16 protein-coding genes are annotated in these 19,239 nt (G+C 71.7%); 6 read left to right on the forward strand and 10 right to left on the reverse strand.

The features are described 5' to 3' along the window. Positions 1 to 52: 52 nt before the first annotated feature. From CCL05_RS25075 to CCL05_RS25085, 3 genes are all read right to left on the reverse strand, one after another. Positions 53 to 1,195, reverse strand: a complete 1,143-nt coding sequence (locus tag CCL05_RS25075; RefSeq protein WP_086562751.1) for a serine hydrolase domain-containing protein — start codon at positions 1,193 to 1,195, stop codon at positions 53 to 55. Positions 1,196 to 1,288: 93 nt separating this feature from the next. Beyond that, the gene (locus CCL05_RS25080) at positions 1,289 to 3,043 is read right to left on the reverse strand and encodes a TIGR03767 family metallophosphoesterase (protein WP_086562752.1); all 1,755 of its coding nucleotides are present in this window, start codon (positions 3,041 to 3,043) and stop codon (positions 1,289 to 1,291) included. A gap of 231 nt (positions 3,044 to 3,274) precedes the next feature. Beyond that, positions 3,275 to 3,724 carry an NUDIX hydrolase gene (locus CCL05_RS25085; protein WP_086562753.1) on the reverse strand — a complete coding sequence of 150 codons (450 nt, stop codon included), beginning with the start codon at positions 3,722 to 3,724 and terminating at the stop codon, positions 3,275 to 3,277. 237 nt (positions 3,725 to 3,961) lie between these two features. Between CCL05_RS25085 and CCL05_RS25090 the strand changes: the two genes are divergently transcribed. Then, complete coding sequence (locus tag CCL05_RS25090) at positions 3,962 to 7,258, forward strand: S8 family serine peptidase (protein WP_086562754.1); 3,297 nt, start codon at positions 3,962 to 3,964, stop codon at positions 7,256 to 7,258. 63 nt (positions 7,259 to 7,321) lie between these two features. Here CCL05_RS25090 and CCL05_RS25095 read toward each other — a convergent pair whose 3' ends face one another. Both CCL05_RS25095 and CCL05_RS25100 read right to left on the reverse strand, forming a co-directional pair. Beyond that, positions 7,322 to 8,158, reverse strand: coding sequence for a hypothetical protein (locus CCL05_RS25095; RefSeq protein WP_086562755.1), 837 nt, complete (start codon positions 8,156 to 8,158; stop codon positions 7,322 to 7,324). Position 8,159: 1 nt separating this feature from the next. Further along, the gene (locus CCL05_RS25100) at positions 8,160 to 8,696 is read right to left on the reverse strand and encodes an RNA polymerase sigma factor (RefSeq protein WP_086562766.1); all 537 of its coding nucleotides are present in this window, start codon (positions 8,694 to 8,696) and stop codon (positions 8,160 to 8,162) included. A gap of 361 nt (positions 8,697 to 9,057) precedes the next feature. Here CCL05_RS25100 and CCL05_RS25105 point away from each other — a divergent pair, with 361 nt between their 5' ends. Further along, entirely contained in the window at positions 9,058 to 10,074 is a 1,017-nt protein-coding gene (locus CCL05_RS25105; RefSeq protein WP_086562756.1) for an aspartate-semialdehyde dehydrogenase, read from the forward strand. On the opposite strand, the gene CCL05_RS25110 is transcribed toward CCL05_RS25105, so the two are convergent. After that, complete coding sequence (locus CCL05_RS25110; RefSeq protein ID WP_086562757.1) at positions 10,071 to 10,571, reverse strand: DUF1203 domain-containing protein; 501 nt, start codon at positions 10,569 to 10,571, stop codon at positions 10,071 to 10,073. The genes CCL05_RS25105 and CCL05_RS25110 overlap by 4 nt on opposite strands. Positions 10,572 to 10,728: 157 nt before the next feature. Between CCL05_RS25110 and pepN the strand changes: the two genes are divergently transcribed. Both pepN and CCL05_RS25120 read left to right on the forward strand, forming a co-directional pair. Beyond that, positions 10,729 to 13,302, forward strand: coding sequence for an aminopeptidase N (pepN, locus tag CCL05_RS25115; RefSeq protein WP_086562758.1), 2,574 nt, complete (start codon positions 10,729 to 10,731; stop codon positions 13,300 to 13,302). 279 nt (positions 13,303 to 13,581) lie between these two features. Then, positions 13,582 to 13,905: an ArsR/SmtB family transcription factor gene (locus tag CCL05_RS25120; RefSeq protein ID WP_086562759.1), complete on the forward strand. Its 324-nt coding sequence runs from the start codon at positions 13,582 to 13,584 to the stop codon at positions 13,903 to 13,905. On the opposite strand, the gene CCL05_RS25125 is transcribed toward CCL05_RS25120, so the two are convergent. Next, a complete protein-coding gene (locus CCL05_RS25125; RefSeq protein ID WP_086562760.1) occupies positions 13,877 to 14,848 on the reverse strand; it encodes an EamA family transporter in 972 nt (323 codons plus the stop codon). The two genes, CCL05_RS25120 and CCL05_RS25125, sit on opposite strands and share 29 nt — an antisense overlap. A 105-nt stretch (positions 14,849 to 14,953) precedes the next feature. Here CCL05_RS25125 and CCL05_RS25130 point away from each other — a divergent pair, with 105 nt between their 5' ends. Then, positions 14,954 to 15,472, forward strand: coding sequence for a MarR family winged helix-turn-helix transcriptional regulator (locus CCL05_RS25130; RefSeq protein WP_086562761.1), 519 nt, complete (start codon positions 14,954 to 14,956; stop codon positions 15,470 to 15,472). A gap of 75 nt (positions 15,473 to 15,547) precedes the next feature. Here CCL05_RS25130 and CCL05_RS25135 read toward each other — a convergent pair whose 3' ends face one another. Further along, positions 15,548 to 16,990 carry an FAD-dependent monooxygenase gene (locus CCL05_RS25135; protein ID WP_086562762.1) on the reverse strand — a complete coding sequence of 481 codons (1,443 nt, stop codon included), beginning with the start codon at positions 16,988 to 16,990 and terminating at the stop codon, positions 15,548 to 15,550. A gap of 183 nt (positions 16,991 to 17,173) precedes the next feature. Here CCL05_RS25135 and CCL05_RS25140 point away from each other — a divergent pair, with 183 nt between their 5' ends. Then, complete coding sequence (locus CCL05_RS25140; protein WP_086562763.1) at positions 17,174 to 17,752, forward strand: TetR/AcrR family transcriptional regulator; 579 nt, start codon at positions 17,174 to 17,176, stop codon at positions 17,750 to 17,752. A 155-nt stretch (positions 17,753 to 17,907) separates the two neighbouring features. Here the strand turns inward: CCL05_RS25140 and CCL05_RS25145 are convergent, their stop codons facing one another. Together CCL05_RS25145 and CCL05_RS25150 are read right to left on the reverse strand one after the other, a co-directional pair. Next, the gene (locus CCL05_RS25145) at positions 17,908 to 18,207 is read right to left on the reverse strand and encodes a hypothetical protein (RefSeq protein ID WP_086562764.1); all 300 of its coding nucleotides are present in this window, start codon (positions 18,205 to 18,207) and stop codon (positions 17,908 to 17,910) included. Positions 18,208 to 18,280: 73 nt separating this feature from the next. Then, positions 18,281 to 19,239, reverse strand: a 959-nt coding sequence (locus CCL05_RS25150; protein WP_143589943.1) for a 4-alpha-glucanotransferase, incomplete at its 5' end; no start/stop codon positions are given.

The following is a 19,239-nucleotide window of genomic DNA, read 5'->3' on the forward strand; positions in this document are numbered from 1 at the left end:
TTCTTCTCGCATGATGAGCGGGCCTCTCACCAGGCGGACGGACGGCACCGTCCTACCTGCCGCAGAACTCCGCCTCGATGACCGCGTCGGTACTGCCCGACCAGTCGCCGTTGAAGTTGACGGCCAGGGAGTGCCGGCCGTCCTGCGTCGTCACGGCGTCCGAGTTCGAACCGAAGATGCCGCCGTCGTGGCCCCAGACGTGGACGCCGCAGTCGAGCTTGCGGTCGACGAGCCCGAGGCCGTAGCGGCTGGTCTCCCGGCTGGAGGGCACCGTGGTCTTCATCTCCTTCAGCTGCTCGGGCGGGAGCAGCCTGCCCCGGAGCAGCGCCGAGTAGAAGCGGTTCAGGTCGGCCGAGCTGGAGACCATCTGGCCCGAGCCGTAGGCCAGACGCGGGTTCAGTTCCGTGACGTCGTACGTCGGGCCGGTGTCCGTCCGGGCCAGCTTGGAGTAGGCGCGGCTGCCGGGCCGGGGCAGGGTGACGCGGGTGGTGGGGACGGACGTGGACGTCAGGTGCAGGGGGGCGATGATGCGCCGGTCGATCTCGTCGCCGTAGTCGTCGTTGCCCGTGGCCTTCTCGATCACCCGCGCGGCCAGGAGGTAGTTCGTGTTGGAGTACTCGAACGACGTGCCCGGCGCGAAGTACGGCTCGTTCGCCAGGGCGAAGGCCAGCAGCTCTTCCGGTTCGACCTCGTCGAACCGGTGCTTCATGAAACCGTCCGCGGTCATGTACGTCCGCTGGAAACCGGGGTCCGCCAGGTAGTCGAAGATGCCACTGGTGTGGTTCAGGAGCTGGCGGAGGGTGATCTCGCGGCCGTCGTGTCCGTGGCCCCGGACCACGCCCGGCAGCCACGTGTCCACCGTGTCGTCCAGCGACAGCCGCCCCTCCGCCTCCAGCTGCAGGACGACGGTGGCGACGAACGTCTTCGTGATGCTGGCGACGCGGTAGTGGTCGCGCACCGAACGCGGCTTGCCCGTCTCGAGGTCGCCGACTCCGGCCGTGGCCGCCCAGCTGCCGTGCCCCTGCCGCACTCCCACGGTGACGCCCGGGACGCCGTCGGCGACCGCGGCCCGCATCGCCTGCCGGGTCGCGTCGTGGTGGTCTGACGGCGGGGCCGCGACCGCGGGCCCCGCCAGGGCCGCCGACAGTGCCACGGCCGTCACCGCCGTCAGGATCGTGCGTACGCGTCTGTTCATGTCCTGTACCCCCGTCATGTCGAGCGCTGTCAGGGGGTGGGACCACGAGTCGGCGGGCCGGAGTTGACCGGCCCCGGCGGGGTTGGGCGTGATTCAGCCCTTCTTCAGCACCAGTTCGGTGTTGCGGTCCTGCGGGTCGCCGCCGAGGGTCGTGCTCGCGCCGGGGGCGTTGAGGGACAGCTCGCGGTAGAGGGCGGCGAGGCCGGTCTGGGAGAGGTCGGAGAAGTCCGTGCGGTGCGGGGCCGAGGACTCCACCAGCGTGGTGAACAGGGAGACCGTGCCGTCCTTGTTGTCGGTCAGCTCGACGACCCGGGCGAGCTGGGGGTAGTCGACGTGGGAGGCCGTGGAGATCTCCCAGAAGGAACCGCCGCCGGACAGCGAGTGCGGGGTGATGACGTTCTTGTGGATGTGGCCGTTCACCCAGGCGAGCACGTTGCGGTGGCCGCCGAGGAGGGCGAGGACCTCCTCGCCGGTGTGCCGGCGCTCCTGGGGGCGGGCCGGGTCGATGCGGGTGTTGGTCATCGTCTTGCTGGTGTGATGGCTGAAGATCACCGCGTGGGAGTCCTTGTTCTCCCGCAGGGTCCGGTCGAGCCACTTCAGCTGGGCCGTGCCGAGGGAGCCCTCGTAGTGGCCGCCCGCGTCGGTGGTGTCCAGGCTGATGCCGATGACGTCGTCGGAGATGCGGAAGGCGTAGTACTGGGTGCCCGCGTCGAGGTTGGCGGAGGAGTAGCCGTGGCCGGCCGGGCCGATGCCGCGGTAGGCCGGGTCCAGGTGCGCCTGGAGGTACTCGGCGGGGGTGAAGGGGGCGCGGCTCTCGTCCGGGGTGACCGAACGCATGGCCCGGGCGTGGGACTTCAGGAAGTCCTCGTAACGGACGCCCTTGGGGTCTCTGGCCTTCTTGATGAGGGTCTGCAGCCGCTGCGCCTCGGCCGCCGGCACGTCCATCAGCTTCTTTCCGCCGACGGCGAGTTCGGTGAGGTAGGAGTCGCCGTGCGAGGCGTAGCAGCCCATCGGCAGGGAGTCGTGGTTGCCGACCGTTGAGTACCAGGGCAGGTTGAGACCCGGGCTGCGGACCTCGCGGATGGCTGCCTCGAGGAAGCCGTCGAGGTGCGGGAAGCCGGCCTGCTTGTCGGTGTCGCGGACCGCGGCGTCCGGCTGCCAGTACTGCGTGAGGCCGCTGTTCTGGACGCCCTCGTACCGGCGCGGGTCCCCGGAGTTGGGTGTGATGCGCCCGCCGCTCATGATCTTCAGGAACCACTCCAGCTCGGACTTGGCGTTGTTGTCCGTGTTGTCGCCGGTGGTCATGGCGAAGTGCAGCGGGGCGCCGGTGACGGGGGCGCCGCGCAGCGCGTTGATCCGCTCCACGAGCGCGATCGCGCCCTGCACGGTCAGCGCCTCGTGCGGCCGCCAGGCGTGCACGTCGGCCGAGCGCAGGTACTCCAGGCGCAGCGGATGCTGGGCGTCGATGATGTGCAGGTCGGTGAGCTGCACGAACGCCGCGAGCGCGGTACGCCGCCCGGCACGGCCGGACTTGGGCGCGGCCAGGTCGGAGCGCACGACCCGCTGCCAGCCGGGGCCGTCGCCCAGGCGCCGGTAGCCGGAGCCGCGCGGCGTGGCGACGTTCGCCAGGGTCGTGCCCTTGGTGTAGGGGGCCAGGGGTGCGGCCGGGGCCCGGCGGGAGGAGGCGGCGACGGCCTCGGTGGTCTCCGTGGCGGTGGCGGCCTGGCTGTCGCTGGGCCGCAGGGCGTAGCCGACACCCGCGGACAGGGCGACCGCTCCGGTGGCGGCGAGGACGGAACGACGGTGGATGCCCTGGCCGGAGCCGGCGACTGAGCGTGTGCGCGACATGCGCTTCTCTCCCCGAGTGCGAACGCGTCGGCAGTGGTCGCGGGATGCTCGACACGCGAACATCCCGCTCGTACTGGATCGTTGGCACCGGGAATGACCTGCGCGTAAACGGGGCGGCAACGCGCAGCGCCGATCACCGTACGTGGATCTTGGACTACCCTGCGCGTCGTCGGCCGCTCCGGGAACGGCCGGGAACCGGTCACGCCGTGTTCATCTTCCGGGGTACTGAACCTATTCGGCGTCCTCCAGGACGTCGGCGAGCCGTCCGGTGGGCGGCCGTTCCCGCCACAGGCGCAGCGCGATGTCGACCAGACCCACCCGGACCAGTCCGGGCACCGCGTCCAGGTCCTGCCAGGCGGCGAGGTCGGTGGAGCCGTTCACCTCGTTGCGCAGTTCGCCGCCGGTGATCCGGCCCTCGTAGACGAAGCGGACGGCGTGATGGTCGACGGCGCGTCCGAGGCCTTCGCGGAAGACGCGGCGGGAGGAGTCCACGCCGAGCAGTCCGGTGACCTCGATGCGGTACCCGGTCTCCTCCTCGACCTCCCGCCGCACGGTGTCGTAGGGGTCCTCGCCGTGCTCCATGCCGCCGCCGGGCACGACCCACTCGGGGGTGCCGTCGGGGGCCGGGGAGCGGGCGAGCAGGATCTGTCCGTCACGGACGCATATGGCGTAGGCCGCCACCCTCAACTTCTGTCGCACTCCGGGACGTTAACCGATTTCGCCGCCTTCGGGACTCATGCCCGCAAAACGCATCGGGGGTTTTCCCCATACATCCATTTCGTTTCGGTCAACCCTCCCCAAAGAACCTCACCTTGCGTAAAGCTGTGCGATCGTCCGGGCCTGCGATCCGGACGGTCGCGACCAGGGCCGATCGGTTCCGGTCGCTCCCGCTCGTTCCTTTACCTCCAAGGGATGCCGATGACCAACACCCCCCAGCGTGACCCGATATCGGCCCGCAGACGGGTGGCGCGCGTCGCCGTGGCCGCCGGTCTCGTCGCCGCGCTCTGTGCGGCCGGGCCGGTCCCCCTGGCCTTCGCCGCCGACGAGCCGGGCGCGTCCGCCCCGGCCGACACCGACGTCAAGTCGGCGCACGACAAGCTCGGTTCGGGCGACGCGGACCTGCTCGCCGAGGCCAAGGCCGACGGCGACAAGAACGTCACGATGATGATCGCCACCGCGCCCGGGCAGACCGAAAAGGTCGCCGGGCAGCTGGACGCGGTCAAGGGCGGCTCGGTGGGCCGGGCCGACGACCAGCTGGGCTACGTCCGCGCCACCGTCCCGACGTCCCGGGCGGACTCGGCCATCGCCGCCGCCGCCAAGCTCTCCTCCGTGCACGGCATCGACCTGCGCGAGGAGATCCCGCTGGACGACCCGACGCCGGCCGGGGACACCGCCAAGGGCGCCAGGGCCGCAGCGGGGACGTACCCGGCGCCGGGGAAGAAGACCCCCGCGGAGAACCCGTACAACCCGTCCTTCGAGACGGGTGCGGTCGACTTCGTCGAGGACCACCCGAAGGCGGACGGCCGCGGCGTCACCATCGGCATCCTGGACTCCGGCGTCGACCTGGGTCACCCGGCGCTGCAGAAGACCACCACCGGCGAGCGCAAGATCGTCGACTGGGTGACGGCGACGGACCCGGTCGTCGACAACGACAACACGTGGCGCCGGATGGACACCCCGGTCGCGGGCCCCACGTTCACGCACGACGGCAGGACCTGGAAGGCACCTTCGGGCTCGTACCGGGTGAGCACCTTCAAGGAGGCGTACACCACCGGCGGTGACGCCGCGGGTGACGCCAACCGCGACGGCGACACCACGGACTCCTGGGGCGTGCTGTACGACCCGGCCGCCGGCACGGTCCGCGTCGACCTGAACAACAACTTCGACTTCGCCGACGACACCGCGATGAAGCCGTACAAGGACGGCTTCCAGATCGGGTACTTCGGCACCGACGACCCGAAGACGGACATCGCCGAGCGGCAGCCGTTCGTCGTCGAGATCCGCAAGGACGTCGTCTACAACGGCGCCGGCGCGAAGGCCGACTTCGTCAACATCGGCGTCGTCGAGTCCGAGCACGGCACGCACGTCGCGGGCATCACCGCCGCGAACGGCCTGTTCGGCGGCAGGATGGACGGCGCCGCCCCGGGCGCCAAGCTGGTCTCCTCGCGCGCCTGCACCTGGTCCGGCGGCTGCACCAACGTCGCGCTCACCGAGGGCATGATCGACCTCGTCACCAAGCGCGGCGTCGACATCGTCAACATGTCCATCGGCGGCCTGCCCGCGCTGAACGACGGCAACAACGCGCGCGCCGAGCTGTACACGCGTCTCATCGACACGTACGGCGTGCAGCTGGTGATCTCCGCGGGCAACTCCGGCCCCGGCGCCAACACCATCGGCGACCCGGCCCTGGCCGACAAGGTGATCTCGGTCGGCGCGTCCGTCTCCAAGGAGACCTGGGCCGCCAACTACGGCTCGGCCGTGGAGAAGAAGTACGCGCTGATGCCGTTCTCCTCGCGCGGCCCGCGTGAGGACGGCGGCTTCACCCCGACCCTGGTCGCCCCGGGTGCCGCGATCAACACCATCCAGACCTGGATGCCGGGCGCCCCGGTCGCCGAGGCGGGCTACTCCCTGCCGGCCGGCTACGCCATGCTCCAGGGCACCTCGATGGCCTCCCCGCAGGCCACCGGCGCCGCCGCGCTGCTGCTGTCGGCCGCGAAGCACAAGGGCATCGACCTCACCCCGGCGACCCTGCGCACCGCCCTCACCTCGACCGCCGACCACATCAAGGGTGTGCAGGCGTACGAGGAGGGCGCGGGCCTGATGAACATCGAGGACGCCTGGGACTCGATCCGCGACGGCGCCACCTCCCACGCGTACACGGTGAAGGCGCCGGTCGACACCGCGATGGACGACAAGCTCAAGACGCCCGGCTACGGCACGGGTCTGTACGACCGTGAGGGCGGCCTGAAGGCCGGCCAGAAGAAGACGTACGAGATCACCGTCACCCGTACGTCCGGCGCCGACAAGGCGGTCCGGCACGAACTGCACCTCGAGAACAACGCCGGCGGCACGTTCCGGATCGTCGGCTCCGACGAGGTGAAGCTGCCGCTGAACAAGCCGGTCACCGTCAAGGTCCAGGCCGCGCCGAAGTCCGCGGGGCTCAAGAGCGCGATCCTGGAGGTCGACGACCCGAAGACCGAGGGCATCGACCAGCAGGTCCTGAACACGGTCGTGGTCTCGGCGCCGCTGAAGTACACCTTCTCCGCGTCGGACTCGGTGCAGCGCAACAGCTCGCGGCACTACTACGTCACCGTGCCCGAGGGCGCGAAGACGCTGGAGGTGGCGCTCGGCGGGCTGAAGGACAAGAGCCAGACCCGGTTCATCGCCATCCACCCGTACGGTGTCCCGTCCGACCCGACCTCGACGGTCAACTGCTACCCGAACTACTCCAACCCGGCCAACACCTGCCGCCCGGACCTGCGTTCCTACGCGGACCCGCAGCCCGGCGTGTGGGAGATCGAGGTCGAGTCGCGGCGGACGTCGCCGCTGCTGGACAACCCGTACAAGCTGGATGTCGCCGTGCTCGGCGTGGCGTTCGACCCGGAGACCGTGACCGTGCCCGAGGCGAAGGTCGGCACCCCGGCCGCCGCCTCCTGGAAGGTGACGAACGGCTTCGCCGCGATCGACGGAAAGCTGGTGGGCGGTCCGCTCGGCTCGTCGAAGACGACCCGGCCGTCGATCAAGCAGGGCGAGACGCAGAGCACCACGGTCGAGGTGCCCGCGGGCGCGAAGTCCCTGGACGTCGCCATCGGCCGCGTCTCGGACGCCGCCGCGGACCTGGACCTCGCGGTCTACGACGCCGCCGGCAAGCAGGTCGGCAGCTCCGCCGACGGCGACTCGGAGGAGTCGGTCTCCGTGCCCTCGCCGGCCGCCGGCAAGTACACCGTCCAGGTCGTCGGCTACTCGGTGCCGGCCGGCACGACCGAGTACGACTACCGGGATGTGTTCTTCGCCCCCTCCCTCGGCAGCATCACCGTCGACGGGTCGGCGCCGGTGAAGCTCGGTACGGGTGACTCGGCGACAGTCTCGGCCGGCATTACCGCCGCGGCGGCCGCGCCCGAGGGGCGTGAGTTCTTCGGCGAGGTCCAGCTGGTCAACGCGCGCGGGACGGCCGCGGGCGTGGGCAGCGTGAAGATCGAGAAGGTCGTGCCGTAGCGGTTGGACGGCATCTGAGGGCGGGCGTCCCGGCTGGGCGCCCGCCCTCTTTCCGTATCTGCTTCACTCGCAGGGCAGGGTCGCCGACTCGGGCAGGGCTGCGGTGATCCAGGCGCGTGCGCGGGCGATCTCCTTCTCGCCGACGCTCCACAGGTCCGGTTGGGCCTGCCCGCGCGTGATCCCGACGAGGACGTGGTCGCCCGGCCGCAGCAGGGGGTCGACGTCCTCGTCCAAGGGGAAGACGATCCGGTCCTGCCCCTTGGCGGGTTTGTAGGAGCGGTCCACGTCGAGGGTGACGCGGTCCTGTCCGGTGCCGGGAACCGCTTCGACCTCGGCCACGGTGCCCTCGGCCACGAGCCGGGCGCAGGCGAGATAACCGGCGTGAGAGAGCTTGGCTGCCTCGTCGCCCCGCGGCGCACCGGCCGCGGCATCGGCGGTCGAGCCGGAGTCCGAGTCCGCCCCCGACCCGTGATCGCCCTGCACGACGAGCCATCCCATCCCCGCGACGACGGTCGCGGCCACGGCAGCGACGAGCCCACGCAGGACCACATCGAGGGCGCGGGGCCGGCTACGCCGCCCGGACAGCCCCTCATGTGCCCGGGGTCCCACGGGAAGCACCACCCTCACGGACGGGTCGCCGACCGCCCCGGGCTCGCCCGCGCGGGGCTCCCCCCTGGGCTCGGTCACCTCCGTCCGGGTGTCGCCCGCCAGGGTGTCCCCCATCAGCAGCAGCTGTTCCCGTAGCAGTGCCACGTCCGCCGCGGCCGCGCGGTGGGCTGCCATGAAGGCCGCGTCCCGCCGGGCCCCCTCCGGCAGCGGGTCGTCGACGAGCGCTGCCATCAGCGCGTCCATGCCGTCGTAGTCGGCGTCGCGCCGGTCGTCGTCGTTCCGGGCGGTCACGTCACACCACCTCGTCCTCGTGCAGGCGGGCGCGCAGGGCCCGTACCGCCGTGTGCAGCCGGCTCTTGACCGTGCCCTCCGGGACGCCGAGCTGTTCGGCGATGGACCGGACCGGCAGGTCGGCGTAGAAACGCAGCACGACGACCTGCCGCTGGGCGTCGGGCAGCTCGTCCAGGCCCTGGGCGACGGCGACGGACAGCACGCTGGTGTCCTCGCCGGAGGGATGTTCCAGTTGCCGCAGGGCGGCCAGCCGCTCCCCGAGGCGCTCCTGGCGGCGCTTGGCCCGGTGCCAGTCCATGGCGAGGTTGGAGGCGACGACCGCCGCCCACGCCGAGATGTCCCGCGGCGCCTCCCGGCCGCTCGCGGCCCGCTCCAGCAACCGCAGGCGGACCTGCTGCACCCCGTCCGGCAGGTCCGCCTGCGGTACCCCGCCCAGCGCGAGCACCGCCCGCACCCGGCGCTCCTGTGCCGCGTCCAGCGGATCGTCACCGGTACCGGCGTGCGCCTCCCGGCCCCGCCGGGCCCTTCCCCGCAGCAGCACAAGCCACCCCCCTCGCCGTGTTTCTCCTACGACGCCGGCACGGCCCGGAACGTTCGGTCTTTTTTCCGGCAGGGCGACGGCAGGACGATGGCGGAGCGACAGAGGCGTACGTCACACTCCCGTGTGGCCGAGAACAACAGGGGCAGGCGACCTTGCGGCGTATGACCCCCGGCGGATGAATTCCTCCAGCTCAGCCGGGGTGGGCGCCGGACGTCCGCAACCATGGAACGGGACACGTCGTCCCACTCTCCGGGCAGACCGGGGAAAGAAGTGGACAGGCGGGCCTTGGTCGGCCGCATGATGGAAAAGCCTCGGCCAAGCAACGAGCACGTGAAGAGACGCAGGAGAGGGAGTCACCGTGAGGGTCGGAATCGTCGGAGCCACCGGTCAGGTGGGCACGGTCATGCGCAGGATCCTCACGGAACGGAACTTCCCGGTCACGGAGCTGCGTCTGTTCGCCTCGGCCCGCTCGGCGGGCACGGAGCTGGACGGCGTGACGGTGGAGGACGCGGCCACCGCCGACTACACCGGCCTGGACATCGTGCTGTTCTCCGCGGGCGGTGCCACGTCCAAGGCACTGGCCGAGAAGGTCGCCTCCCAGGGCGCCGTCGTGATCGACAACTCCTCCGCCTGGCGCAAGCACCCGGAGGTGCCGCTGGTCGTCTCCGAGGTGAACCCGCACGCGATCGCGAACCGCCCCAAGGGCATCATCGCCAACCCGAACTGCACGACGATGGCCGCGATGCCGGTCCTGCGCCCGCTGCACGCGGAAGCCGGCCTGGAAGCCCTGGTCGTCGCCACGTACCAGGCGGTCTCCGGCTCCGGCCTCGCGGGCGTCGCCGAGTTGCACGGCCAGACGCAGAAGGTCGTCGCCGAAGCGGACAAGCTGACGCACGACGGCGAGGCGGTCGACTTCCCCGAGCCGGGCGTCTACAAGCGCCCCATCGCCTTCAACGTACTGCCGCTCGCGGGCAACATCGTCGACGACGGCCTGAACGAGACCGACGAGGAGCAGAAGCTCCGCAACGAGTCCCGCAAGATCCTGGAGATCCCCGAGCTGAAGGTCTCCGGCACCTGCGTGCGCGTCCCGGTCTTCTCCGGCCACTCCCTCCAGATCAACGCCCGCTTCGCCCGCCCGATCTCCCCGGAGCGCGCGACGGAGCTGCTGAAGGACGCCCCGGGCGTCGAGCTCTCCGACATCCCCACCCCCCTCCAGGCCGCCGGCAAGGACCCCTCCTACGTCGGCCGCATCCGCCGCGACGAGACGGTGGACAACGGCCTGGCCCTGTTCGTCTCCAACGACAACCTCCGCAAGGGCGCGGCTCTCAACGCGGTCCAGATCGCGGAGCTGGTGGCGGACGAGCTGAAGGGCTAGTCCCCGCGCACCTCATTGCCCCTGCGCACCTCATAGAGGAAACAGCCGTACTCGACGGCCCGGACGTGGACGAGCGCCACGGCCGGGTCGTCGAACGCTTCCCGGAGGGCCTCGTCGAAGGCGCCGGGCCCCTCGACGAGCCGCCCGCCCAGGATGTGTCCGTCGGCCGAGTAGCGGCGGACCGTGCGGTGGGCGTCGGTGAAGGGCAGGGCCACGCCGGCGTCCGGCCCCGGGCAGTCGTCGGCGTGGATGAAGACCGGGCCCACTTCGTCGTACGCGCCGGGGTCGACGCCCTGCCGCCCCGCCCAGCGGCGCAGCGGGGCGTACGAGACGAGGGCGATGCGCTCGCCGGGCTCGCTGCGGCCCAGACAGCAGCGCAGGGGCGCGCCGCCCTCGGTGTCGGCGAAGGGGGCCGCGGGGCGGCCGGCGTCGTCCGTCGTGCGGAGTTCCTTCAGGACGCCCGGGGCGATGGGCAGTGCGGTGTACGTCGTCGTCATGCTCCTCAGGCTTGCTCGCCCGGGGCCTGCGTACCGGCGGATTCCGGACGTCGTAGTGCCTCAGGAACGGTAAGCATGGAAGACCCCCAGGTCGTCGCCTGAGGCGAGGCTGCCGTGGAAAGATGGCGCAACCCACCCATACCGAGGAGATGACCGCGTGCCTGGCACAAACCTGACCCGCGAAGAGGCGCAGCAGCGGGCGAAGCTGCTCGCCGTTGACTCGTACGAGATCGAACTCGACCTCTCCGGCGCGCAGGAGGGCGGCACCTACCGGTCCGTGACCACGGTGCGCTTCGACGTCACGGAGAACGGGGCGGAGTCGTTCATCGACCTGGTGGCCCCGGCCGTGCACGAGGTGGTCCTCAATGGGGACTCCCTCGACCCCGCCGAGGTCTTCGCGGACTCCCGGATCGCCCTGCGGGGCCTGCTGGAGGGCCGCAACATCCTCCGGGTGGTCGCCGACTGCGCGTACACCAACACCGGTGAGGGCCTGCACCGTTTCGTCGACCCGGTCGACGACCAGGCCTACCTCTACACCCAGTTCGAAGTGCCGGACGCCCGCCGGGTGTTCGCGAGCTTCGAGCAGCCGGACCTCAAGGCGACCTTCCAGTTCACCGTGAGGGCGCCGGAGGGCTGGACCGTCGTCTCCAACTCGCCCACGCCCGAACCCCAGGACAGCGTCTGGGTCTTCGAGCCGACGCCGCGCATCTCGACGTACATCACGGCGCTGATCGTCGGCCCGTACCACTCGGTGCACAGCGTGTACGAGAAGGACGGCCAGTCCGTCCCGCTCGGCATCTACTGCCGCCCCTCGCTCGCCGAGTACCTCGACTCGGACGCCATCTTCGAGGTGACCCGGCAGGGCTTCGACTGGTTCCAGGAGAAGTTCGACTACGCGTACCCGTTCCAGAAGTACGACCAGCTGTTCGTGCCGGAGTTCAACGCGGGCGCGATGGAGAACGCGGGCGCGGTGACCATCCGCGACCAGTACGTGTTCCGGTCGAAGGTGACGGACGCGGCGTACGAGGTGCGCGCGGAGACCATCCTGCACGAGCTGGCCCACATGTGGTTCGGCGACCTCGTGACCATGGAGTGGTGGAACGACCTGTGGCTGAACGAGTCGTTCGCCACGTACACGTCCATCGCCTGCCAGGCCGCCGCGCCCGGTTCGCGCTGGCCGCACTCGTGGACGACGTTCGCCAACTCCATGAAGACCTGGGCGTACCGGCAGGACCAGCTGCCCTCCACGCATCCGATCATGGCGGACATCAGCGACCTGGACGACGTCCTGGTCAACTTCGACGGCATCACGTACGCCAAGGGCGCCTCCGTGCTCAAGCAGCTCGTCGCGTACGTCGGCGAGGACGAGTTCTTCACGGGCGTACAGGCGTACTTCAAGGCGCACGCGTACGGCAACACGCGCCTGTCCGACCTGCTGGGCGCCCTGGAGACGACCTCCGGGCGTGACCTGAAGTCCTGGTCGAAGGCGTGGCTGGAGACCGCCGGCATCAACGTCCTGCGCCCCGAGATCGAGACGGACGCCGACGGTGTCGTCACCTCCTTCGCGATCCGCCAGGAGGCCCCGGCCCTGCCCGCCGGCGCCAAGGGCGAGCCGACGCTGCGCCCGCACCGCATCGCGGTCGGCCTGTACGAACTGGACGACGCCAGCGGCAAGCTGGTCCGCGAGGAGCGGATCGAGCTGGACGTGGACGGCGAGTCGACGTCCGTACCGCAGCTGGTCGGCAAGCGCCGCCCGGCCGTGATCCTGCTCAACGACGACGACCTCTCCTACGCGAAGGTCCGCCTGGACGAGCGGTCCCTGGCCTTCGTGACGGAACACCTCGGCGACTTCGAGTCCTCCCTGCCGCGCGCCCTGTGCTGGGCGTCGGCCTGGGACATGACCCGCGACGCCGAGCTGGCGGCCCGCGACTACCTGTCGCTGGTGCTGTCCGGCATCGGCAAGGAGTCCGACATCGGCGTCGTGCAGTCGCTGCACCGCCAGGTGAAGCTGGCGGTCGACCTGTACGCCGACCCGGCCGCCCGCGAGGCGCTGCTGGCCCGCTGGACCGACGCGACGCTGGCCCATCTGCGGGCGGCGGCGCCGGGCAGCGACCACCAGCTGGCGTGGGCGCGCGCGTTCGCCGCGACGGCCCGCACGCCCGAGCAGCTGGACCTGCTGGACGCGCTGCTGGAGGGCTCGCAGACGATCGAGGGCCTGGTCGTCGACACGGAGCTGCGCTGGTCGTTCGTCCAGCGGCTCGCGGCGGTGGGCCGGTTCGACGAGACGGAGATCGCGGGCGAGTACGACCGTGACCGTACGGCCGCCGGTGAGCGCCACGCCGCCACGGCCCGCGCGGCCCGGCCGACCCCGGAAGCCAAGGCGGAGGCGTGGGCGTCGGTCGTCGACTCCGACAAGCTGCCGAACGCCGTGCAGGAGGCGGTCATCGCCGGCTTCGTCCAGACCGACCAGCGCGAGCTGCTCGCCCCGTACGCGGACCGCTACTTCGAGGTGGTCAAGGACATCTGGGGGTCCCGCTCCCACGAGATGGCCCAGCAGATCGCGGTCGGCCTCTACCCGACGGTCCAGGTCTCGCAGGAGACCCTGGACAAGACGGACGCCTGGCTGGCCTCCGCCGAGCCGAACGCGGCCCTGCGGCGGCTGGTGTCGGAGTCCCGGGCGGGAGTCGAGCGCGCGCTGCGGGCGCAGCGGGCGGACGCGGCGGCGGAGTAGCCGTTCCCGTCGCCACGGCTGTGGGGGCGCCCGGCGTTGTGCCGGGCGCCCCCCTTTGTTCGGGGTCTGATGAAAATCAGGGTCGGATGGAGATTCAGAGGCTGATGAAGGACGAGTGCTCCACGAGCAGGAGCGCGCGCAGGTACGAGCGGATGCGCGTCAGGCCTCGGAGTCGTGTCGGCACGGGTGCGGGCATGGTTCCCCCAGGAGTAAGGTACGTCTCATGACGTACCTGAGGGAAGGTACGACACAAGGCGTACCTTGTCGAGAGGTGGAGTGATGGGATCGAGCGAGCTGCCGCACCCTCGTGCCGAGGATCTGGAGGTCGGGCCGGTCCTGCTGGCGCTCGCCGACGAGAACCGGCGCCGGGTCGTGACCGAACTCGCCGCACGGCCGGACGAGGAGCGGCTGTGCGCCTCCTTCGAGCTGCCGGTGAGCAAGTCCAGCCGCACCCATCACTGGCGAGTGCTGCGTGAGGCGGGTCTGGTGTACCAGCGCGACGCGGGCAACCGGCTGTACATGCGCCTGCGCAAGGACGACCTGGACCGCAGGTTCCCCGGCCTGATCCAGGCCGTCATCGCCGCGGACCGGGACCGGCGCTGACGTACTCCCCCGGCCTGGTGCCGCGCCGGGACACAGAAGGCCGTACCGGCCGGCCGAAAGCGAGGGTGCGCGGGGCCGCCGCCGTCCGCCGCGGCCCGGCCTGCCCCGCCACCGTCGCCCCGAACGCCAGCGCCATGCCCGCCAGTTGCAGCGGCGTCAGCGCCTGGCCGAGCGCCGCCCAGCCGACGACGGCCGCGGTCAGCGGGGAGAGCGGGCCGAGGAAGGTCACCTGGGTGGCGGTGAGACGGCCGATGCCGCGGAACCACAGCCAGTACGCGACCGCCGTGTTCGCGACGGCGAGGTAGAGGTAGCCGCCGGCCGCCCGGCCGTCCAGCGCCGGCGGCGCGCCCTCGACGAGGAAGGCGAGCGGCGCGATGAGCAGACCCCCCGCGGTCAGCTGCCAGCCGGTGAGGGCCAGCGGGCCGACACCCTCGGGCCGGCCCCAGCGCTGGGTGAGCACCGTACCGGCCGACATCGACACGGTCGCGGCGAGGGCCGCCAGCACACCGAGCGCGTCCAGCGCCCCGGCCGCCCGCAGGACGACGAGGCTGACGCCGAACGCCGCCACGGCCCCGGTCAGCAGCGTGCGCCGGGTCGGCCGCTGCCCGAGCAGCAGCGCCGCGAGGCCGGCCACGAACAGCGGCCCGGCCGAGCCGACGACCGCCGCCATGCCGCCGGGCAGCCGGTACGCGGCGAGGAACAGCAGCGGGAAGAAGGCACCGATGTTCAGCGCACCGAGCACGGCCGCCTTCCACCACCAGGCACCGCGCGGCAGCACCCGGGCGAGGGCGAGCAGCAGCAGACCGGCCGGCAGGGCACGCATGAGGCCGGTGAACAGGGGGCGGTCGGCCGGGAGGAACTCGGTGGTGACGGCGTAGGTGGTGCCCCAGGAGACGGGAGCGAGGGCGGTGAGGGTGATGAGAGCCGGGCGGGAGGTGGCCATGAGAGGCGCCCTTCAAGTAGGTCGATGGAAAGTAGCTTAGCTCTAAGCAACTTTCCGTCAAGCTACTTTCTTGCGGGTGACCGAGAGGCGGCGGATACTCGTGCCATGAACGCACGCCCCGAGCAGCGCACGGACCCCGTCGACGCGATCATCGGCCAGTGGGCGACGGTCCGGCCCGATCTCGACACCCGGGCGATGGAGGTCTTCGGCCGGATCCACCGGCTCTCGCGCGCGATGAGCGACCGGTCGGAGAAGGCGTACGCCAGGTTCGGGATCTCACGCGGGGAGTTCGACGTCCTGGCGACACTGCGCCGCTCCGGAGAGCCCTACACGCTCTCGCCCCGCCAGCTCTCCGCGACGCTGATGCTCACGACCGGGGGCATGACGGGGCGCCTGGACAAGCTGGAGCGCGCCGGTCTGCTGCGCCGCTCCCCCGATCCGCACGACCGGCGCGGCCTGCACGTCACCCTCACCGACAAGGGCCTGGAGCTGATCGACCAGGCGGTCGGCGCCGGACTCGCCGCCCAGACGGAGGCACTGTCCGGCCTCGACACCGAGCAGGCCGGACAGCTGGCGGAGCTGCTCAGGGAGTTGCTCCGGACGACGGAGGGCGGGCGGGACTAGAGCCTGGATTGATCCCACATGGGCCAGGACTAGAGCCTGGGTTCATCCCACACGGGCCAGGACTGGAGCCTGGGTTCATCCCACATGGGCGGTGACGGCCGCGTCGATCGCCCGGGCGTCCGCCGCGTCGGCCGCCCACGCCGCGTACCCGTCGGGGCGCACCAGCACGGTCGTACGGCGGTCCCCCGCCCAGTGCTCCACGGCCAGCCGGTCCTCACGGCCGGCCCCGGCCTTGTACGGCTCCGGGGTGATCAGCACGAACCGGCCGCCCCGCATCGCCTCATGGAGGCGGCCGCCTCCGGCCAGGGCGACGTCCGGGACACGGCGGCCGGTGAAGCGGTGGGAGCCGCGGGGAGCGGGATAGCGGTAGCCGATGCCGGTGACCTGGCCGAGCGCCCTGCGGCGGGCCGGGCCGACGGTGTCGAGGAAGGCGGCGAAGGCGGTGCGCAGGGCGATCGTCCAGGGCCGCCTGGCCATGGCGGCGCGCACGATACCGCCGCTGCTGCGCAGCACCGACCTGCCGATGGGGTGACGTTCGGCCTGGTAGGTGTCGAGGAGCGCCTCGGCCGCGTGCCCCTCGACGACGGCGGCCAGCTTCCAGCTCAGGTTGGCCGCGTCCTGGAGGCCGGTGTTCATGCCCTGGGCACCGGCCGGGGTGTGGACGTGCGCGGCGTCCCCGGCGAGGAAGACCCGGCCGACCCGGTAGGCGGGCGCCTGCCGCTCGTCGCTGTGGAAGCGGGACATCCAGCGGGGGTCGTGCATGCCGAAGTCACGGCCGAGGGCGCGCCGGGTGGTCTCCCTGATCTCGTCGAGTCCGACCGGCGCGTCGTCGGGGAGCGCGCGGCCGCGGTCCCAGCAGACCACGCGGTGGTAGCCGTCGCCGAAGGGGACGAGGAAGGCGAAGGCGTCGCCGACGGCGTCGAAGGTGAGCAGCTCCCCGGGCTCCTCGGTCACCCGTACGTCCGCGAGCATGACGGAGCGGATCACCGAACGGCCGGGGAACGGCAGCCCGATCGCGTTGCGCACCGTGCTGCGCATCCCGTCGGCGCCGACGACGTACGCCGCGCGCAGCGCCTCCGGGCCGCCGCCGGGTCCGCGGACCTCGACGGTCACGCCCTGTGCGTCCTGCGTCAGCCCGGTCACCTCGGTCTCGTACCGGAACTCCGCCCCGGCCTGACGCGCCCGCCGCTCCAGGGCCTTCTCCACCTCGTACTGGGGCAGGACGAGGAGGTGGTTGAAGCGGGACGGCAGCGTGGAGAGGTCGAGGCTGAGGCGGCCGTAGAGGCGGAACCGGCCGAGCCGCCGGCCCACCGCTTCCAGCTCCTCGGCCAGGCCTCGGGCGTCTAACTGCTCCAGCGTGCGGGCGTGCAGGACGAACGCGCGGGAGAGGTTGCTGATCTTGTGCGGGCGCTTCTCGACGACGGTGACGGGGATGCCGGCGGTGGCCAGGTCGCCGGCCAGGAGAAGGCCGGTGGGGCCGGAGCCGACCACGATCACGGTGCGGGTGATGTCGCTCATCAGAGCCTCCTGAGGCCGACACGTGTTGGTCAACGGCTACTGGTCAACGGCTGTTGGTCATCGGCTGCTGGTCAACACGCGTTCGCCAACGGTTGTTGACCAACGGTCGTTGACCAACGTAAAACCGCACCACTGCGCCGTCAACACTTGTTGGCCTACAGATGTTGGCCTACGCTCGTTGGCATGGTCGACAGCAAACCCACCGCCCCCTCCAGACGCTCCGACGCCACCCGCGCCGCCATCCTCGACGCCGCCCGCGAGCGTTTCGCCGCCGACGGCTACGAGCGCGCCACCATCCGCGCCGTCGCGCGGGACGCGGGCATCGACCCGTCCATGGTGATGCGGTACTACGGCAGCAAGGAGGGGCTGTTCGCGGCGGCCGTCGCCGTCGATCTGAAGCTGCCCGACCTGGGCCCGCTGCCCCGGGAGGAGGTCGGGTCCGCCCTCGTCACCCACTTCCTCGCCGTGTGGGAGGAGAACGAGGTGCTCACGGCCCTGCTGAGGGTCGGTGCCAGCAACCAGGCCGGGGCCGAGCGCATGCAGGGCGTCTTCCAGGACCAACTGCTCCCGGTCGCCCAGCAGGTGTGCCCCGACCCCGAGCAGATCCCGGCGCGGGCCGCGCTCACCGCCACGCAGATGCTCGGGATGGCACTCGCCCGGTACGTCCTGCGCTTCCCGCCGGCCGTGGCGCTCAGCCGCCAGGAGATCGTGGCGTGGCTGGCACCGACGGTGCAGCGCTATCTGACGGCGCCAAATCCCTGACGCCCGCCCCCGGAAGACGTCGGCCGGAAAGCCGCCCGCCCGACGGAAAAGCCGAAGGCGCCGCCCCGGTCGTCGTACGGCGGCATGCGCGGCGTACGTACGACGGGAACGGCGCCCTCGGAAAAGGTGCGCGGCGGACTCGAAGCGAGCCCTGGTCAGGCCTTCGCGTCGGCCTTGGTGTCGGCCTCGGCGCCGGCCTTGGTCGTGATGTTGGAGCTGGTCGGGTCCTTCCGCTTGTGCGACTTGTCCCCGACCATCACCAGACCGGCGATGACCAGGTACAGCACGATCGGGGCCACGACGAACAGGCCCAGCGTCTCGATGACGCTCAGGCCCGGGCCGGGGTCGTCACCGTCGTCGCGGGTGAGCGCGGAGGCGGGCGACGACATGAGCAGCATCATCAGCGTCGTACCGGCTGCCAGGGCGCCGGCTCGCAGGGCGTTCTTCTTGTCCACGGTGCCAAAAGTATCCAACGCCGGTCGGGGCCGCGCGCCCGGGGTGCCGTAAGAGGCGCGGCAGGAGCGGTCCTCAGTCGCCGGGCGCGCCGACCGGCTGTCGCAGGACCTCGACGAGGGCGTGCAGCCGGGGCGAGGCGGCCAGATCCTCCAGGGTCACGGGACGTCCCCCCGCGTCCGCGATCGGCAGGCGCCAGTTCGGGTACTGGTCCCACGTCCCCGGGAGGTTCTGCGGGCGGCGGTCGCCCACCCCGTCCGGGAGCCAGACGCCGACCATGCGGGCCGGGGTGCGCAGCAGGAAGCGGTGGACGGCCTGGATCTCGGCCTCCTCCGAGGAGGGGTCGGTGCCGCCGGTGCCGTCCAGCAGGCCGAGGTGGGTGAGCAGGGCCAGCCACTCGCCGATGTCGGCGGCGGCCTCGGCGCGCTCCTCCTGAAGCGGGCGGGTCAGCAGGCCCAGGCTGTCGCGGAGTTCGACGTGCTCGCCGGTGAGGCGGGCGGCCGTGGAGGGCAGGTCGTGGGTGGTGGCGGTGGCCAGGCAGTCGGCGCGCCAGCGGTCGGGGGGCAACGGGCGGCCGTCGCCGTCCCAGTCGCGTTCGAACCACAGCACGGACGTGCCGAGCACCCCGCGCTCGCGCAGCGCCTCGCGCACGCCCGGTTCGACGGTGCCCAGGTCCTCGCCGATCACCAGGGCCCCGGCCCGGGAGGCCTCCAGGACGAGGACGGCGAGCATGGCCTCGGCGTCGTAGCGGACGTAGGTGCCCTCGGTCGGGGGCCGGCCCTGCGGTACCCACCACAGGCGGAACAGGCCCATGACGTGGTCGATGCGCAGGGCGCCGGCGTAGCGGAACAGGGCGCGCAGCAGCTCGCGGAAGGGGGCGTACCCCGACTCGGCCAGGCGGTCGGGCCGCCAGGGCGGCAGGCCCCAGTCCTGGCCGCGGGCGTTGAAGGCGTCGGGCGGGGCGCCCACCGACATGCCGGCGGCGCCGACGCCTGGTCCCAGCAGGAGTACTTCGCCGCCGGCATGTCGGTGGG

Source organism: Streptomyces africanus (assembly GCF_002150735.1).
In the GTDB taxonomy this organism is placed as follows: domain Bacteria; phylum Actinomycetota; class Actinomycetes; order Streptomycetales; family Streptomycetaceae; genus Streptomyces; species Streptomyces africanus.

Excerpts from the sequence above, each read along its gene's own strand:
- CCL05_RS25135 (WP_086562762.1), bottom strand. The coding sequence starts at position 16,990 with ATGAGCGACATCACCCGCACCGTGATCGTGGTCGGCTCCGGCCCCACC.
- CCL05_RS25075 (WP_086562751.1), bottom strand. The coding sequence starts at position 1,195 with ATGAACAGACGCGTACGCACGATCCTGACGGCGGTGACGGCCGTGGCA.
- CCL05_RS25125 (WP_086562760.1), bottom strand. The coding sequence starts at position 14,848 with ATGGCCACCTCCCGCCCGGCTCTCATCACCCTCACCGCCCTCGCTCCC.
- CCL05_RS25090 (WP_086562754.1), top strand. The coding sequence starts at position 3,962 with ATGACCAACACCCCCCAGCGTGACCCGATATCGGCCCGCAGACGGGTG.
- CCL05_RS25130 (WP_086562761.1), top strand. The coding sequence starts at position 14,954 with ATGAACGCACGCCCCGAGCAGCGCACGGACCCCGTCGACGCGATCATC.
- CCL05_RS25110 (WP_086562757.1), bottom strand. The coding sequence starts at position 10,571 with ATGACGACGACGTACACCGCACTGCCCATCGCCCCGGGCGTCCTGAAG.
- CCL05_RS25080 (WP_086562752.1), bottom strand. The coding sequence starts at position 3,043 with ATGTCGCGCACACGCTCAGTCGCCGGCTCCGGCCAGGGCATCCACCGT.
- CCL05_RS25120 (WP_086562759.1), top strand. The coding sequence starts at position 13,582 with ATGGGATCGAGCGAGCTGCCGCACCCTCGTGCCGAGGATCTGGAGGTC.
- CCL05_RS25140 (WP_086562763.1), top strand. The coding sequence starts at position 17,174 with ATGGTCGACAGCAAACCCACCGCCCCCTCCAGACGCTCCGACGCCACC.